Raw genomic sequence first — 16070 nt, forward strand, 5'->3', positions numbered from 1 at the left:
GTAACAAAAAGTGAATTGGATAGGAGAAAAGAAATGAATGTGAAAGAACTAATCAAAGAGATTGAAAATGATGCTGAGTTCGTCTCGTATTTAAACCAGGTTCCCAAAAAGAATAAGAAAACCAAAGCTAGCTATCTCGAATCGCTGAATCATCTGGCCTATTTACTTTATCTGGATGGTCAAGAGGAAATGACTAAAAAATTATTAGATAGGATCATACAAGTTCCATTTGAAGGGAATTATAACATTTGGACCTTTGTTGCTAGCTCTCTGGTTTTATTGGCCTATCTGGAAAGAGAGGCAGAAAATCAGGTGCTCGTCTATAAAAAACTCCTTTTGTCTCCGTTAGAACAAGGGGAGGAATCCACTCAAAACATAAGAAGGAGAGTTCATCAGAGATTTTTGAATGGAGATAGCTTGGAGCAAAAGCTTGTAAAAATCGACCAAGCTTCAAGTTCCGAATCAGAAATGGAACGCCGTCTGCTATACTTAACAGATCTACTGAAAATTTACCTCTTTATTACTGAGTCAACGTGTGAAGAGACAGATATTCAGGCAAAAATCGAAGAGAATATAGAGATACTGAAGAAGTATATTAAGGAGCATGAAATCTATAGCCTTTTTCCTTTTAAGGGATAAGGTGAGCTGACAATCTTGGACTTTTAGAAAAGAGTAGAATATGGAAATCAAAAATCACTTTGGTGTATATGGAATCTGTCTTCAAGACGGAAAATTGCTTTGCATTGAGAAAACGAGAGGACCTTATCAGCATCGTTTTGATTTACCGGGTGGTAGTCAAGAACCAGGTGAGGGGCTGACAGAAACCCTCAAGAGAGAAGTTCTGGAAGAGACAGGCTATACGCTTAGCCGTTATTCAAATCCTAGGATGTATGATGTGCTGGTTCAAGAAGAGGACCAAGACTTCGCTGTGCATCATATCATGGCCTTTTATGATATCGTACTCGATTTCGAAAACTCTCAAAAATCCCTTCCTCATGAAGTTCTTGATGGGACTAATGATTCAGCCAATGCAGTTTGGGTCCCTATTGAGCAGATTACCGAAGAAAATGCCTCGCCTTTAGTATTAAAGGTGAAGGCAGAGTTATTAGGATTTCCAGAATTAGAATTGACAAGCTATAAGAATTGGAAGGTAAAAGAAAGGAAGCTAAACAAATGACACCGCAAGAAATGTGGAATATCTACAAACAAATCAACCCCTCTATCGGAGATGAAATCGATGCTTGGGCTTTTGGAGTAGAAGCCGATCTCTTAGCTGACTTGGTTCTAAGAGGCGAAAAAACGGCAACAGCCTCAGCCTACGACCTCTATACAGTAGAAGATGAACCCCTTCCACAAGAAGGGACCTTTGATGTCATTTTAGACAGTCAAAATCAGGCTGTTTGCATTGTCGAAATTACCAAGGTTTCTGTTCAGCCCTTCCATCAAGTGTCTGTTGACCATGCCTTCAAGGAAGGTGAAGGAGACAAATCTCTGGCCTATTGGCGTCAGGTTCATGAGGAGTTTTTCACGGAGTGGCTGGAGGAAGCAGGTCTGACGTTTACACCTGACAGCAAGGTTGTTTTAGAAGAATTTCGCAAGGTTTATCCGTTATAGAACACGCTCTCCTTTTAGGAGAGTTTTTTGATCTGGATCTTATTTTCCAAAAGGGTTAAAAAATGGTATAATGTAAGCGATATTGTACAGAAAAGAGAATGTATATGCCAAATTATGCCATTATTTTAGCAGCGGGTAAGGGAACTCGCATGAAGTCAGATTTGCCCAAGGTTCTTCACAAGGTTGCTGGGATCTCTATGTTGGAACATGTTTACCGTAGTGTAGGAGCGATTGAGCCTGAAAAAACAGTTACAGTGGTCGGCCACAAGGCGGAATTGGTGGAGCAAGTCTTAGCGGGACAAACAGAGTTTGTCAAACAAACCGAACAATTGGGAACTGGTCATGCGGTTATGATGGCGGAGCCAGTTTTGGAAGGTCTTGAAGGTCACACCCTCGTCATTGCAGGAGATACACCTTTGATTACGGGTGAAAGCCTCAAACACTTGATCGATTTTCATATCAACCACAAAAATGTGGCAACGATTTTAACAGCCGAAGCAGCGAATCCATTTGGTTATGGCCGGATTGTCCGTAATGACAATGCGGAAGTGCTTCGCATCGTCGAGCAAAAAGATGCGACAGATTTTGAAAAGCAAATCAAAGAAATCAATACGGGAACTTATGTCTTTGACAATGCCCGCCTCTTTGAAGCTTTGAAGAATATCAACACCAACAATGCCCAAGGTGAATACTATATCACAGATGTGATTGGGATTTTCCGTGAAGCTGGTGAAAAAGTCGGAGCTTATACGCTCAAAGACTTTGATGAAAGTCTTGGGGTTAACGACCGCGTAGCCCTTGCGACAGCAGAAGGCATCATGCGTCGTCGCATTAACAAAGTCCACATGGTTAATGGAGTGAGCCTTGTTAATCCTGATGCGGCCTATATCGATATCGATGTTGAGATCGCACCAGAAGTGCAAATTGAAGCCAATGTTACCCTAAAAGGGCACACAAAAATTGGGGCTGAAACCGTCTTAACCAATGGAACCTATATTGTGGATAGTGAAATCGGTGCGGGTGCCGTTATTACTAACTCTATGATTGAAGAAAGCACAGTAGCCGATGGTGTGACAGTAGGGCCATACGCACATATTCGTCCTGGTTCTAGCTTGTCAAAAGATGTCCATATTGGAAACTTTGTCGAAGTCAAAGGTTCGTCTATTGGCGAAAATACCAAAGCCGGTCATTTGACCTATATTGGTAACTGCCAAGTCGGCAACAACGTTAACTTTGGTGCGGGGACTATCACCGTCAACTATGATGGGAAGAATAAATACAAGACCCTTATTGGCGACAATGTCTTTGTTGGCTCAAATTCGACCATCATTGCACCAGTTGAGTTAGGCGACAATTCCCTAGTCGGTGCTGGATCCACCATTACCAAGGATGTACCAGCTGACGCGATTGCGATTGGTCGTGGCCGTCAAGTCAATAAGGATGAGTACGCGACTCGCCTTCCTCACCATCCTAAAAATAAATAGGAGATTTTCATGCAATTTGAAGAAAAAACCATTGATCGCAAGGAGATTTACCAAGGACCGATTTTCCAAGTAGTTACAGATCAAGTGGAACTGCCCGATGGAAAAGGTCAAGCGCAGCGTGATTTGATTTTTCATAATGGAGCAGTAGCGGTTTTACCGATCACAGATGAGGGCAAGACCATTTTGGTCAAGCAGTACCGCAAGGCGATCGAGAGAACTTCTGTAGAGATCCCAGCAGGCAAGTTGGAAAAGGGTGAAAATGCGGATCCCCAAGCAGCTGCTTTGCGTGAATTGGAAGAAGAAATTGGTTACACAGCGGATCTAGAGTTGTTGTATGATTTTTATTCTGCCATTGGTTTTTGCAACGAGCGAATCAAACTCTATCTTGCGACCAATTTGAAAAAAGTGGAAAATCCTCGCCCTCAAGATGAAGATGAGACCTTAGAGCTGCTAGAAGTGACCTTGACGGAGGCTAAAGACTTGATCCAAGCTGGAGAAATCTGTGATGCCAAGACCATTATGGCGATTCAGTACTGGGAATTATCCAATAAATAGAGGAGGATCCAATGGGAAAACCTTTATTAACAGATGAAATGATTGAACGAGCGAGGCGTGGCGAGGAGATCTCGGGCCCTAAGATGCTAGATAACGAAGAGACGAAGATCCTTCGAACAGACCACAGAGGATTTGGCTATGAACGTCCCGTCAGAGAAAGTCGAAGCCAAGGCCCACAAGAGCGTTATTCGCAGGATACCTTGCAGATCCAAGTGGAGCCAACGGTAACAAAGAGTCGTCGAATTGAGGAACAAAAACAAAGTGTTCTCCAATCCAAACTCAATAAGATTTTGTTCTGGATCATCGTGCTCCTCATTGTCTTGATTATTGCTATTTGGCGTCTGTAAGATCGTCACAAGGAGAAAAATGATATGAAAATTGGAATTATTGCAGCCATGCCACAGGAGTTAAAGATCCTTGTCGAAGCTCTTAAAAATGGGGAAAAACATCTGCGTCTTGGAAAAGTATACTATACGGGATCAATCGGTCACCATGAAGTCGTTTTAGTTGAAAGTGGCATCGGAAAAGTTATGTCTGCTATGAGTGTAGCGGTCCTAGCCAATGATTTCAAAGTGGAAGCCATTATCAATACGGGTTCTGCAGGTGCTCTGGCCCCAGGAATAGCTGTTGGCGATATTGTTCTTGCGGATAAATTGGCTTATCACGACGTGGATGTGACTGCTTTTGGCTACCAGTATGGCCAGATGGCCAGCCAACCGCTTTATTTTGAATCTAGTCGCTATTTTGTATCGGAAATGAAAAAAGTACTGGAAGAAGAAGCTACTGCAACGCACGTGGGTCTCATTACGACTGGAGATAGCTTTATTGCTAGTGAGGAAAAAGTCGCAAGGATTCGGGAGCATTTCCCAGAAGTTTTGGCAGTTGAGATGGAAGGGGCAGCCATTGCTCAGGCCGCTCATGCAGCTGGCCGTCCCTTCATGGTTATTCGGGCTATGAGTGATACGGCCGATCACGAAGCCAATATCTTTTTTGATGAATTTATCATTCAGGCTGGCGAGCGCTCTGCTCAAACCTTGATTACTTTCTTGAAGAGATTAGTATAGAAAAAGATAGGGAGATTGAAAATGTATCGTGAATCATATTTTGATGGAGGCCTGTTTTCATATATTGGCCATGTTTTATTAGCAACTCTTATTACTGTACTGACCTTAGGTATTTGTACACCTTGGGGAATGTGTATTATGATTGAATGGAAAGTCAAACATACTGTTATTGATGGTCATCGTCAGTACTTTGATGGAACAGCTATGCAATTGTTTGGAAATTGGATCAAATGGTGGTTCTTTACCATCATTACATTTGGAATCTATGTGTTCTGGTTAAATATCAAGGTTACCCAATGGGTTACCAAACATACTCATTTTATAGACTAATCGAAAAGGACTTGTCCAAGGACGAGTCCTTTTTGTGAAGCCATTTCTTTAACCTCTATCGGTCCTTCATGCTATAATAGATTCTAGTAACGTAAAGGAGAAGTTATGGTCTTATCAAAAAAACGAGCACGTCATGTGATTGAAGAAATTATCGCCCTTTTTCCAGATGCCAAGCCAAGTCTGGATTTTCGCAACCATTTTGAATTATTAGTGGCAGTCATGCTCTCTGCTCAGACGACTGATGCAGCTGTTAATAAAGCGACACCAGCTTTGTTTGCGGCTTTTCCAACCCCACAAGCCATGGCAGCAGCTAGTGAAGCAGCTATCGCTAAGCATATTTCTAAATTAGGCCTCTATCGAAATAAGGCCAAATTTCTCAAAAAATGTGCCCAACAATTGCTAGACAACTTTGAAGGCCAAGTCCCTCAGACACGGGAGGAATTAGAGAGCTTAGCAGGAGTAGGACGTAAGACAGCAAATGTCGTCATGAGTGTAGGATTTGGGATTCCAGCCTTTGCTGTCGATACGCATGTGGAGCGCATCTGCAAGCACCATGACATCGTCAAGAAATCCGCAACCCCATTAGAAGTGGAAAAACGGGTCATGGACGTACTGCCTCCTGAATGCTGGTTACCAGCTCATCAGGCCATGATCTATTTTGGACGGGCTATTTGCCATCCTAAAAATCCAGAATGTGATCAGTACCCACAGCTCTATCATTTTGATTAAAGAGGAGATCCTCCGCACAGACCAGCGGGGGTCTTTTTTTACGTAAACGTATATTTATTAAAAGGATTGAAAGATGAAATTTTGCAAATCTGTAGTGGTAGGCACCTAGACTCGACTATCTAGCTTCTTTGAGATCGATTTCAAGATGCTTTTTCTTGACATCTTATTATATTCATTCAGAAATAGCGAACTTTTTTAAAATAGATTTGGTTTTTTTTAAGAAATAGTGTATAATGATAGAAAATCTAACATAAGGAGATAGTGATGAAAGCAAAAAAACTGTTAGCTCTTGCAGGAGTTTCTGTTGCAGGTGCCTTTCTTTTAGCAGCATGTAGCGGTGGTAGTAGCAATCAAGCAACTTACTCATTTGTCTATTCAGCCGATCCAAATACCTTGGATTATATCGCTGCAACTCGTACAACAACTTCAGATATCACAAGTAACCTAGTCGATGGTCTTCTTGAAAATGACCGATACGGAAACTTTGTACCAAGTCTAGCAGAAGATTGGACTGTCTCTGAAGATGGATTAACCTATACTTACAAACTTCGTAAGGATGCCAAATGGTATACGAGCGAAGGAGAAGAATATGGGGCTGTTACGGCTCAAGACTTTGTGACAGGTATCAAACATGCTGTTGAATCGAAATCAGAAGGTCTCTTCTTGATTCAAAATTCGATCAAAGGTTTGGATGCCTATGTAAAAGGGGAAACTAAAGACTTTAATACAGTTGGGGTCAAAGCCTTAGATGACTACACCATCCAATATACTTTGGTCCGTCCAGAAAGCTTCTGGAACTCAAAAACAACCTCGGGTGTTCTTTTCCCGGTCAACGCTGATTTCTTGAAATCTCAAGGAAAAGACTTTGGTTCTTTGAAACCTAGCAGCATCTTATACAATGGTCCATTCTACTTGAAATCTTTGACTTCAAAATCTGAAATTGAATTGGTCAAGAACAAAGATTATTATGATGCGGAAAATGTCCATATCGATAATGTCAAATTGACCTTTAATGACGGATCAAACCCAGATGCAATCATTAAGAACTTTGAAAAAGGTCAATATTCCTTTGCATCTGTTATGCCAAATAGCTCAACGTATAAGAGTGTCAAGAAAAACTTTGGCGACAACATTGTCTACGGGTTGCAATTGGGAACATCTTACTACCTAGGATTCAACTTGGACCGTCAGAAGTATGATCATTCAGCTAAAACAACAGACGAGCAAAAGGCCTCTACCAAGAAAGCAATCTTGAACAAGGACTTCCGTCAAGCAGTGAACTTCGCCTTTGACCGCAAATCCTATGCGGCACAAGTCTCAGGTTCTGATGCGGCTGAGAAGACCCTTCGGAGTACCTTGGTGCCACCAACTTATGTCCAAGTCAATGGAGAAGATTTTGGTAAAGTCGTTGAAAAACAATTGGTCACTTATGGCGATCAATGGAAGGATGTAAGCTTGGACGACGGTCAAACAAGCCTCTACAATCCTGAAAAAGCTAAAGCTTCATTTGCGAAAGCCAAAGTTGAATTGCAAAAACAAGGGGTTCAATTCCCAATTCATTTGGACTACATTGTCAGCCAAGTGGACAATAGTATGGTCCAACAAGCAAGCTCCTTCAAACAATCTGTAGAGTCAGCGCTTGGTGCAGATAATGTCGTTGTAGATCTTCAAAAGGTATCGGATGACGATTTCCAAAATATTACCTACTTCAGTGATACAGCTGCTGCGAGAGATTACGATATCTCAGGCGGTGGTTGGGCCCCTGACTACCAAGACCCATCGACTTACCTCGAAAGTATCAGCCCTGTAAATGGTTCTGTCTTCTACTACCTTGGTATTGATGCTGGTTCAAACAACCCTGCGATTGCAGCAGTTGGTTTGGATCAATACGCCAACATGTTGAAAGACGCAGATGCTGAGTTGTTGGATCAAGCAAAACGCTATGAAAAATATGCAGCGGCGCAAGCTTGGCTGACAGATAGCGCTATTACGCTTCCAACTGTTTCAAACGGTGGTGCTCCAATGCTCCAACGTACCGTGCCATACAGCCGTGCTGCTTCATGGGTTGGTACAAAAGGAACAGGAACCTTCTACAAATACCTTGAAATGTCCAAAGATGTTGTCACTGCAAAAGACTTTAACAAGGCCAAAGAAGAATGGTTGAAGAAAAAAGCAGAATCCAATAAAAAAGCTCAAGAAGATCTCAAAGATCATATTGAGAAGAAAAAATAAAAAAACAATCATTGTTCCATCAATGAGGATAAAAAAAAGTCGGAGCCTTCATCTGAGGGCTCCGGTTTTTTTAGGTCTCGAATGTTAGTTTGTCTCATTCTTTAAGATGAAAGATAAATCAATCACCCGCTATTGAACTGGACTCAAAAAATAGATTTTGGGGTATAGCTCATAGACGGGTGATGATTATTCTATTCGCTAAATCTTAAAAAATAGCCATCTGGATCTAGAATTGCAAATTCATGAGGATAGATATAATGATCACCAACACGAAATTTTCTTTTAATTAATGGGCGATGAATAGGATAGTTGGCTTCTAACAATTTCTGATAGAGCCTAGGGACATCCTCTATACCAAAGGAGATGTTAATTCCTTGGCCAAATGGGTAGCTCAGTTCAGCTAATTCTTCATCTGTCCCCTCCTCTAGCATGAGTTGGCAATCTTCAAGAGAAAGGAAGAGAAAGTTTTCTTCTGGTCGCGCGTATTCGATGGTGAAACCGAGCAAATCACAGTAGAAGGAACGGGACTGTTCTATATTTGAAACCATAAACTCGGGAATGACTGCATTGTAGTTCATAAAAAAATCCTTATAATTCAATCTCCAAGACAATGGGGGTGTGGTCTTGGCGTGCGCCTGAGTCAATCATGTCTGACTTGGTAACCTTATCTGCAATGCGGTTTGAGGTTAACCAATAGTCGATTCTCCAGCCTGTATTGTTGATTTTTGAGGTTTTACTGCGCTGTGCCCACCAGGTATAGCGCTCAGGGACATCGCCGTGAAGGTGACGGAAGGTATCTGTAAAGCCTGCTGCTAGAAGGTTGGTAAATCCTGCACGTTCTTCGTCTGTGAAACCTGGTGAACGACGGTTGCTGGCTGGATTAGCAAGGTCGATTTCCTTGTGGGCCACGTTGTAGTCTCCAGTAGCAAGGACAGGTTTTTCTTTGTCTAGGTTAGCCAAATATTCAGCATATTTGACATCCCATACTTGGCGTTCTGCTAGGCGTTTGAGGCCATCACCGGCATTAGGAGTATAGACTTGTGTTACAAAGAAGCCATCAAATTCCAGGGTAATGATCCGGCCTTCCAAGTCCATGGTCGAAGGAGCACCGATCTCTGGGAAAGTCACAATAGGGGAGAGTTCTTTTTTATAGAGGAACATGGTTCCAGCATAGCCTTTGCGAGCTGGCTCTTGAGAAGAGCGCCAGGTATTTTCGTAGCCAGGGAAGAGTTCCTCAAGAATTTCGAGGTGTTTTTTAATAGGTCCTTTAGCGGATAACTTGGTTTCTTGAATGGCAATGATATCTGCATCCTCAGCGACTAAGGTTTGAAGGACTTCTTGAGAGAGTTTAGCGCGTGCTGAATCACTGGTCAATGCAGCATTAAGCGAGTCGATATTCCATGAAATGAGTTTCATTGTGTTTCCTTTTCTTGACATAATTGATAGTTTTATTATAACAAAATTTTAATGATTTTCTGATCACAATGCCTTGAAATCTCTTGTGAAATCTATTATAATAGCTTGAATTCATTTGGAAAAAGGGAGTTGTTTATGAAATTTTACTCTTATAACTATGTGTTGGGTCAGATCAGCCAGCAAAACTGGGTGACCATTGGGATATCTGGCTTGCTTGTTCTTCTGACTGGTTTTTTTGCGGTGAAAGCCTATCGGGAGAAGCACGATAGCAAATTCCGCGAATTATCTATTATCTCCATTTTAACTCTGGTGGCAGTGGTCTTGATCAGTATCAGCAATTTCCAAAATAGCCAAAGTAATAATGATCAGTTCCAACGCTCACTCCATTTTATTGAGGTCATCTCAAAGGAGTTGGATGTCAAAAAAGAAGATGTCTATGTCAATACTTCAGCAGCCACAGATGGGGCGATCCTGAAGGTTGGAGAGGTTTATTACCGAGCTATCGCAGGATCTGACCCAGATAGCTACCTATTAGAAAAGATGGATCTGTATAAAACAGACGTGGAACTTGTGGAGGTGAACAAATGACAGTAGATTTTTTAGCCATTTTGATTAAATTAGCTCTCGGCTTGATTTCCTTGGTATTTGTAATCAATGTGACCGGGAAAGGAAACTTAGCACCAAGTTCTGCAGTAGACCAGATACAGAACTTTGTTCTTGGGGGAATTATTGGTGGGGTCATCTACAATAGCTCCATTACCATTCTTCAATACATTGTGATTCTCTTGATGTGGACTATTTTGATCTTACTCTTAAAATGGCTCAATACCAATGTCCGTTTTATGAAGCACTTGATCGATGGCAAACCAACTGTCATTATCAAAAATGGGAAGCTTGATCCGGAAGCTTGTCGATCCAAGGGACTTTCTGCTTCAGACGTTGCCTTGAAATTGCGTTCACAAGGAATTTTCCAATTAAAGGGAGTGAAACGAGCTGTCATTGAACAAAACGGTCAAATGATCGTTGTCCGTGCGGGGGATGAAAATCCTAAATACCCAATCATTACGGATGGTGTGGTTCAGCTTGAAATTTTGGAAACAATTGGGAAAAGTGAAGAGTGGTTGCTAGCTGAATTGGAAAAAGAAGGCTATGACAACGTTTTGGATATTTTCATTGCTGAGTATGACAAAGGAAAAATCAATGTTGTGACTTATTAGAAAAAAAGATTGGGCGAGCATGTCCAATCTTTTTTCTTCATAAAATTCCAGGAAAGGTCCCTTCCTTTTCTTGAGATACTCTTGGAAAAATAGTAAAATGGAAGATAAGTGTTGATTAGAAAAGAAGGATAGAACATTTCATGAAGAAGAAAATACGGAAGTTTGAGAATCATTCGATAACACGCAGACTCTATTTGATGTTTAGTTTGATTTGCCTTCTTTTTTTGGCTCTGATTGCCCGACTTGGCTATATGCAGATTACTCACCAAGCCTACTATACAGATAAGTTGGCCAAAGCGACGAAAAAGACGGTCAAACAAGGGAGTGTGCGAGGGCAAATCTATGATGCCACTGGTAAGCCCTTGGTGGAAAATGTGGGAAAACAAGTCTTGACCTTTACGCGGGATCGCAAAATGACGGCCCAAGAAATGCGAGGGACAGCTGGAAAACTCTTGCAGTATGTCGATGTAGAAAATCCTCAAGTGACCGAACGGCAAGAAGTGGATTACTATCTAGCCAATACCAAAGTCTACCAAGAGGTCGTAGAGCACCTGCCTGAGAAAAAGAAATTTGATACTGATGGCAATCGTCTACCAGAAGCTAAAATCTATCAAGCGGCAGTGGACAGCATTGACCCTTCAAAACTCGGTTACACGGATGATGAGAAAAAGATTATCTATCTTTATAGCCAGATGAATGCTGTGGAGAATTTTGCCACCGGAATCATTACGACACAAGCACTAGGAGCTGAGCAAATCGCGACCATTGCTGCGGACAGTCAGGACCTTCCTGGAATTGCGATTACGACTAGCTGGGACCGCAAGGTTTTGGATACTCCTTTAGCTTCTATTATCGGAACGGTTTCGACTGAGCAGGCGGGCCTTCCAGCAGAAGAAGTCGAGGACTATGTCAAAAAAGGCTACGCTTTGAATGACCGGGTTGGAACGTCTTATCTCGAAAAGGAATACGAAAACGTTCTCCAAGGGAAACGCAGTGAAAAAGAAATTCTTCTGGATAAGAATGGCAATATAGAAAAAGTGGTCGACGTTTCAAAAGGAGCTAAGGGGGAAAACCTCAAGCTCTCGATTGACTTGGATTTCCAAAAAGGGGTGGAAGATATTCTCCGCTCTGCCTTTAGCGCAGAGTTGCAAGCTGGAAATGCGACCTACTCCGAAGGTGTCTATGCTGTAGCTCTTGAGCCTGATACAGGGAAAGTCCTTGCCATGGCAGGGATCAAACACCAGTCTGGTAGTCAAGATTTATCAACCGATGCTTTGGGAACAGTCACCAATGTTTTCGTCCCAGGATCGGTCGTTAAAGGAGCAACCTTGACTTCAGGATGGGAAAATGGTGCCATTTCCGGCAATCAGGTACTGACCGATCAGCCCATTGTTTTTGCAGGATCAACGCCGATTAACTCTTGGTTTACCCAATACGGTAGTCGCTCCATCAATGCAGTAGAAGCTTTGGAATATTCTTCCAATACCTACATGGTCCAGATTGCCCTTAAGATGATGGGGCAACCCTACACTCCAAATATGACCTTACAAGTGGATCAAGTGGACCCTGCTATGAAAAAACTGCGTTCTACTTTTGCAGAGTACGGTCTTGGAACGGCGACAGGTATTGACCTTCCCAATGAATCGACCGGTTTTATCCCGAAAGAGTATACAGTCGGTAATTATTTGACCAATGCCTTTGGCCAGTTTGACAACTACACCCCTATGCAATTGGCTCAGTATGCGGCAACCGTCGCAAACGATGGCAAGCGGGTGAGTCCTCATGTCGTCGAGGGGATCTATGAAAATAACGACCAAGGGGGTCTTGGTCAGTTGAAAAAAGCGATCGAAGCCAAGGAGCTCAATCAAGTTTCGATCTCTGCTGAGGACATGGCCTTGATCAAGCAAGGGTTTTACCAAGTGGCCAATGGTACAAGTGGGTTGACGACAGGGAAAACCCTTGGTCAAGGTGCGAGTGTGCCTATTAGTGCCAAGACCGGTACAGCTGAAACCACCGTCGAGGGAGGCAAAGAAGCTATTAATACCAATGTTGTGGCTTATGCACCATCAACTAATCCGAAGATTGCAGTAGCGGTGGTCTTTCCGCACAATACCAATCTGCAAGCGACGGTCAGTCATTCGATTACGCGCGATATTATTAACTTATACAACCAGAAACACCCCATGAATTAGAAAGGAAACTATGCTTTATCCAGCACCTATTGCAAAATTAATTGACAGCTATTCCAAGTTGCCAGGGATTGGGATCAAAACAGCGACCCGTCTGGCTTTTTACACCATTGGCATGTCAGATGATGATGTGAATGAATTTGCCAAGAACTTACTCAATGCCAAGCGTGAACTAGGTTATTGCAGTATTTGTGGTAATTTAACCGATGAAGAAAACTGTGAGATTTGTCGAGATGAAACGCGAGATCCATCTCTTCTTCTTGTTGTAGAAGATAGTCGGGATGTCTCTGCTATGGAAAATATCCAGGAATACCACGGTCGCTACCATGTCTTGCATGGCTTAATTTCGCCCATGAATGGCGTGGGACCTGATGATATCAATCTCAAGAGCTTGATTAGTCGCTTGATGGATGGAACCGTCACAGAGGTGATCGTTGCGACCAATGCGACGGCAGATGGGGAGGCAACTTCCATGTATATCTCACGCGTGCTCAAACCAGCAGGCATCAAAGTGACACGTTTGGCACGTGGTCTAGCAGTTGGAGCCGATATCGAGTATGCGGACGAAGTGACCCTTCTTCGTGCGATTGAAAATCGGACAGAATTATAAGAGAAGTTCTTTCGAAAGGGCTATCATTATGGTATACTATCAAGTAAGAAATCAAGGGAACAATTAGGGAGAAACTATGAGTAAACAAGACTTAATCCTGTTGTATGGTGGACGTAGTGCAGAACGTGAAGTATCTGTTCTTTCAGCTGAAAGTGTGATGCGCGCGATTGATTACCAAGCATTTTCTGTTCAGACCTATTTTATTACGCAGTCAGGAGATTTCATCCAGACGCAAGCTTTTGAAGAGAAACCAGCGGATGATGAGAAATTGATGACCAATGATACAGTGGACTGGTCTAAGAAAGTGGCTCCATCTGCAATTTACAAGGAAGGAGCGGTGGTCTTTCCAGTTCTTCATGGACCGATGGGAGAAGATGGCTCTATTCAAGGATTCTTAGAAGTCTTGAAAATGCCTTATGTCGGCTGTGGTATCCTAGCTTCCAGTGTGGCCATGGATAAGATTACGACCAAACGGGTCTTGGAATCTGCAGGGATTCCACAAGTTCCTTATGTAGCTGTAGTGGAAGGCGATGACCTGGAGGAGAAAATTGCTGCAATTGAAGCTACTCTCTCTTATCCTGTCTTTACCAAACCATCCAATATGGGTTCTAGTGTTGGGATTTCAAAATCTGAAGACCAAACTGAACTTCGGACTGCTCTCGAATTGGCCTTCAAATACGATAGCCGTGTCTTAGTAGAACAAGGGGTCAATGCGCGTGAGATCGAAGTTGGGCTCCTTGGAAACTATGATGTGAAAAGTACCTTGCCAGGTGAAGTTGTCAAAGATGTTGCCTTCTATGATTATGATGCCAAATACATCGACAACAAAATTACCATGGCCATTCCAGCTCAATTGGACCCTGAGGTTGTGAAAACCATGCGGACCAACGCAGAAAAAGCCTTTCGTGCGATCGGTGGTTTGGGCTTAGCTCGCTGTGATTTCTTCTATACGGATAAAGGAGAGATCTTCTTAAATGAGCTCAATACTATGCCAGGCTTTACCCAATGGTCTATGTATCCCTTGCTTTGGGACAATATGGGTCTCAACTATACAGATTTGATCACCAAGTTAGTAGAGCTTGGAAAAGAAGTCTTCCAAAAACACGAAGCGCATTTGTTGTAAGAAAGAGGCCACCACTTGGTGGCTTTTTTTGTGATCTAGAATATGGTATAATGAGAAGAATTTGAAACGAGCGTTTAGACCTTTGGGGAAGACGCTACGGAGAACTGAGGAGTCGGATATGAATCTCACATTACATGAAGTTGCTCATCTAGTACATGCAAAAAATGATATCAGCCAATTTGAAGATGTGGCCCTCGTCAAACCTGAATTTGACAGCCGTTTGATTGGGCCTGGAGACCTTTTTGTTCCCTTAAAGGGAGCGCGTGATGGGCACGATTTTATTGAGACTGCTTTTGAAAATGGCGCTGTAGCGACCTTGTCTGAAAAAGAAGTAGAAGGCCACCCGTATTTGTTGGTAGATGATGTTCTAGGGGCCTTTCAAAAATTAGCCCAATATGTTTTGGAGAAGAGTCAAGTAGATGTCTTGGCGGTCACCGGTTCAAACGGTAAGACAACGACCAAAGATATGTTAGCTCAGTTATTATCTACTACTTATAAAACCTATAAAACACAAGGGAACTACAATAACGAGATTGGCCTTCCTTACACGGTTCTCCATATGCCAGAAGGAACAGAGAAGCTTGTCCTTGAAATGGGACAGGACCATCTGGGAGATATTCATCTCCTCTCAGAAATTGCCCATCCAAAGGCAGCAATCGTGACCCTCATTGGGGAAGCTCACCTGGAGTTTTTCAAAGATCGCAAAGAAATCGCTAAAGGGAAATTGCAAATTGCGGATGGCATGCCAACTGGTGGCTTGCTTCTAGTACCGGCCGATCCGATTGTAGAGGATTTTTTACCCAACCAACAAGAGCTTGTGCGCTTTGGTGAAGGAGCTGACATCAGCATTACCAAGTTGGAGGAACGCAAGGATAGCCTGACTTTTGAAGCGAACTTCTTATCAGATGCTATTGACCTGCCTGTAACAGGCAAATACAATGCGACTAATGCCATGATTGCAGCTTATGTTGCCCTGCAAGAAGGAGTGAGCGAAGCGGCGATTCGTGATAGTTTTGCTACCTTGCAATTGACGCGCAACCGCACGGAATGGAAAAAGGCCAGTAACGGAGCAGATATCTTATCCGATGTCTACAATGCTAATCCGACGGCTATGCGCTTGATTTTAGAAACCTTCTCGACTATTCCTGCCAATCCAAATGGCCGAAAATTAGCCGTACTTGCAGATATGAAAGAACTAGGGGAGCAATCCATTGATCTGCACAACCAAATGATTCTCAGCCTGTCACCTGATGTCTTGGATACAGTTATTTTCTATGGCCAGGACATTGCGGCCTTGGCTCAGTTAGCGAGTCAGATGTTTCCACTCGGACATGTCTACTATTTCAAAAAGACCGCTGAAGAAGACCAGTTCGAGGACCTGGTCAAACAAGTCAAGGAAAGCTTAAAAGAGCAGGACCAAATCCTTATCAAGGGAAGCAATTCCATGAATTTAGCCAAATTGGTAGAGGAATTGGAAAAGGCCTAGCAAAAAGAGAAGGAAATTCTC

At 42.7% G+C, this 16070-nt stretch carries 18 protein-coding genes; 16 read left to right on the forward strand and 2 right to left on the reverse strand.

Annotation, left to right across the window (positions count from 1 at the left end; all coding sequences use genetic code 11):
• Positions 1–33: 33 nt before the first annotated feature.
• The 10 genes from HMPREF9186_RS09700 to HMPREF9186_RS09745 all read left to right on the forward strand — a co-directional run bounded on the left by HMPREF9186_RS09700 (position 34) and on the right by HMPREF9186_RS09745 (position 8008).
• Positions 34–639 (forward strand): DUF6707 family protein, encoded by a 606-nt coding sequence (locus HMPREF9186_RS09700; RefSeq protein ID WP_009732489.1) that lies wholly within the window; start codon positions 34–36, stop codon positions 637–639.
• A 40-nt stretch (positions 640–679) separates the two neighbouring features.
• Positions 680–1177, forward strand: coding sequence for an NUDIX hydrolase (locus tag HMPREF9186_RS09705; RefSeq protein ID WP_009732490.1), 498 nt, complete (start codon positions 680–682; stop codon positions 1175–1177).
• Positions 1174–1614: an ASCH domain-containing protein gene (locus tag HMPREF9186_RS09710; RefSeq protein ID WP_009732491.1), complete on the forward strand. Its 441-nt coding sequence runs from the start codon at positions 1174–1176 to the stop codon at positions 1612–1614. Before HMPREF9186_RS09705 ends, HMPREF9186_RS09710 begins: the two co-directional genes overlap by 4 nt.
• 104 nt (positions 1615–1718) lie before the next feature.
• Entirely contained in the window at positions 1719–3098 is a 1380-nt protein-coding gene (gene glmU, locus HMPREF9186_RS09715) for a bifunctional UDP-N-acetylglucosamine diphosphorylase/glucosamine-1-phosphate N-acetyltransferase GlmU (RefSeq protein WP_009732492.1), read from the forward strand.
• A gap of 9 nt (positions 3099–3107) precedes the next feature.
• A complete protein-coding gene (locus HMPREF9186_RS09720; RefSeq protein ID WP_009732493.1) occupies positions 3108–3653 on the forward strand; it encodes an NUDIX hydrolase in 546 nt (181 codons plus the stop codon).
• 11 nt (positions 3654–3664) lie between these two features.
• Positions 3665–4000, forward strand: a complete 336-nt coding sequence (gene macP, locus HMPREF9186_RS09725) for a cell wall synthase accessory phosphoprotein MacP (RefSeq protein ID WP_009732494.1) — start codon at positions 3665–3667, stop codon at positions 3998–4000.
• 24 nt (positions 4001–4024) lie between these two features.
• A complete protein-coding gene (locus HMPREF9186_RS09730; protein WP_009732495.1) occupies positions 4025–4717 on the forward strand; it encodes a 5'-methylthioadenosine/adenosylhomocysteine nucleosidase in 693 nt (230 codons plus the stop codon).
• Positions 4718–4738: 21 nt separating this feature from the next.
• On the forward strand, positions 4739–5047 hold the full coding sequence (locus tag HMPREF9186_RS09735) for a hypothetical protein (RefSeq protein ID WP_009732496.1): 309 nt from the start codon (positions 4739–4741) through the stop codon (positions 5045–5047).
• Positions 5048–5152: 105 nt separating this feature from the next.
• A complete protein-coding gene (gene nth / locus HMPREF9186_RS09740; protein ID WP_009732497.1) occupies positions 5153–5776 on the forward strand; it encodes an endonuclease III in 624 nt (207 codons plus the stop codon).
• Between the two features lie 264 nt (positions 5777–6040).
• On the forward strand, positions 6041–8008 hold the full coding sequence (locus HMPREF9186_RS09745; RefSeq protein WP_009732498.1) for a peptide ABC transporter substrate-binding protein: 1968 nt from the start codon (positions 6041–6043) through the stop codon (positions 8006–8008).
• Positions 8009–8199: 191 nt separating this feature from the next.
• Here the strand turns inward: HMPREF9186_RS09745 and HMPREF9186_RS09750 are convergent, their stop codons facing one another.
• Both HMPREF9186_RS09750 and HMPREF9186_RS09755 read right to left on the reverse strand, forming a co-directional pair.
• Entirely contained in the window at positions 8200–8586 is a 387-nt protein-coding gene (locus HMPREF9186_RS09750; RefSeq protein WP_009732499.1) for a bleomycin resistance protein, read from the reverse strand.
• Between the two features lie 10 nt (positions 8587–8596).
• On the reverse strand, positions 8597–9424 hold the full coding sequence (locus HMPREF9186_RS09755; RefSeq protein WP_009732500.1) for an exodeoxyribonuclease III: 828 nt from the start codon (positions 9422–9424) through the stop codon (positions 8597–8599).
• A 135-nt stretch (positions 9425–9559) separates the two neighbouring features.
• Between HMPREF9186_RS09755 and HMPREF9186_RS09760 the strand changes: the two genes are divergently transcribed.
• From HMPREF9186_RS09760 to HMPREF9186_RS09785, 6 genes are all read left to right on the forward strand, one after another.
• On the forward strand, positions 9560–10012 hold the full coding sequence (locus tag HMPREF9186_RS09760; RefSeq protein WP_009732501.1) for a DUF3290 family protein: 453 nt from the start codon (positions 9560–9562) through the stop codon (positions 10010–10012).
• A complete protein-coding gene (locus HMPREF9186_RS09765) occupies positions 10009–10641 on the forward strand; it encodes a DUF421 domain-containing protein (RefSeq protein ID WP_009732502.1) in 633 nt (210 codons plus the stop codon). The genes HMPREF9186_RS09760 and HMPREF9186_RS09765 overlap by 4 nt, the downstream gene beginning before the upstream one ends.
• 140 nt (positions 10642–10781) lie before the next feature.
• Entirely contained in the window at positions 10782–12833 is a 2052-nt protein-coding gene (pbp2b, locus tag HMPREF9186_RS09770) for a penicillin-binding protein PBP2B (protein ID WP_009732503.1), read from the forward strand.
• A gap of 10 nt (positions 12834–12843) precedes the next feature.
• Positions 12844–13440: a recombination mediator RecR gene (gene recR, locus HMPREF9186_RS09775; RefSeq protein ID WP_009732504.1), complete on the forward strand. Its 597-nt coding sequence runs from the start codon at positions 12844–12846 to the stop codon at positions 13438–13440.
• 76 nt (positions 13441–13516) lie between these two features.
• Positions 13517–14563, forward strand: a complete 1047-nt coding sequence (locus tag HMPREF9186_RS09780; RefSeq protein ID WP_009732505.1) for a D-alanine--D-alanine ligase — start codon at positions 13517–13519, stop codon at positions 14561–14563.
• Positions 14564–14681: 118 nt separating this feature from the next.
• A complete protein-coding gene (locus tag HMPREF9186_RS09785; protein WP_009732506.1) occupies positions 14682–16049 on the forward strand; it encodes a UDP-N-acetylmuramoyl-tripeptide--D-alanyl-D-alanine ligase in 1368 nt (455 codons plus the stop codon).
• The last annotated feature ends 21 nt before the right edge of the window (positions 16050–16070 follow it).

The organism is Streptococcus sp. F0442 (assembly GCF_000314795.2).
GTDB lineage: Bacteria > Bacillota > Bacilli > Lactobacillales > Streptococcaceae > Streptococcus.

Bases quoted from the DNA above. Each gene is read 5' to 3' on its own strand.
- HMPREF9186_RS09700 (WP_009732489.1), top strand. From the start codon at position 34: ATGAATGTGAAAGAACTAATCAAAGAGATTGAAAATGATGCTGAGTTC.
- HMPREF9186_RS09705 (WP_009732490.1), top strand. From the start codon at position 680: ATGGAAATCAAAAATCACTTTGGTGTATATGGAATCTGTCTTCAAGAC.
- HMPREF9186_RS09710 (WP_009732491.1), top strand. From the start codon at position 1,174: ATGACACCGCAAGAAATGTGGAATATCTACAAACAAATCAACCCCTCT.
- glmU (WP_009732492.1), top strand. From the start codon at position 1,719: ATGCCAAATTATGCCATTATTTTAGCAGCGGGTAAGGGAACTCGCATG.
- HMPREF9186_RS09720 (WP_009732493.1), top strand. From the start codon at position 3,108: ATGCAATTTGAAGAAAAAACCATTGATCGCAAGGAGATTTACCAAGGA.
- macP (WP_009732494.1), top strand. From the start codon at position 3,665: ATGGGAAAACCTTTATTAACAGATGAAATGATTGAACGAGCGAGGCGT.
- HMPREF9186_RS09730 (WP_009732495.1), top strand. From the start codon at position 4,025: ATGAAAATTGGAATTATTGCAGCCATGCCACAGGAGTTAAAGATCCTT.
- HMPREF9186_RS09735 (WP_009732496.1), top strand. From the start codon at position 4,739: ATGTATCGTGAATCATATTTTGATGGAGGCCTGTTTTCATATATTGGC.
- nth (WP_009732497.1), top strand. From the start codon at position 5,153: ATGGTCTTATCAAAAAAACGAGCACGTCATGTGATTGAAGAAATTATC.
- HMPREF9186_RS09745 (WP_009732498.1), top strand. From the start codon at position 6,041: ATGAAAGCAAAAAAACTGTTAGCTCTTGCAGGAGTTTCTGTTGCAGGT.
- HMPREF9186_RS09750 (WP_009732499.1), bottom strand. From the start codon at position 8,586: ATGAACTACAATGCAGTCATTCCCGAGTTTATGGTTTCAAATATAGAA.
- HMPREF9186_RS09755 (WP_009732500.1), bottom strand. From the start codon at position 9,424: ATGAAACTCATTTCATGGAATATCGACTCGCTTAATGCTGCATTGACC.
- HMPREF9186_RS09760 (WP_009732501.1), top strand. From the start codon at position 9,560: ATGAAATTTTACTCTTATAACTATGTGTTGGGTCAGATCAGCCAGCAA.
- HMPREF9186_RS09765 (WP_009732502.1), top strand. From the start codon at position 10,009: ATGACAGTAGATTTTTTAGCCATTTTGATTAAATTAGCTCTCGGCTTG.
- pbp2b (WP_009732503.1), top strand. From the start codon at position 10,782: ATGAAGAAGAAAATACGGAAGTTTGAGAATCATTCGATAACACGCAGA.
- recR (WP_009732504.1), top strand. From the start codon at position 12,844: ATGCTTTATCCAGCACCTATTGCAAAATTAATTGACAGCTATTCCAAG.
- HMPREF9186_RS09780 (WP_009732505.1), top strand. From the start codon at position 13,517: ATGAGTAAACAAGACTTAATCCTGTTGTATGGTGGACGTAGTGCAGAA.
- HMPREF9186_RS09785 (WP_009732506.1), top strand. From the start codon at position 14,682: ATGAATCTCACATTACATGAAGTTGCTCATCTAGTACATGCAAAAAAT.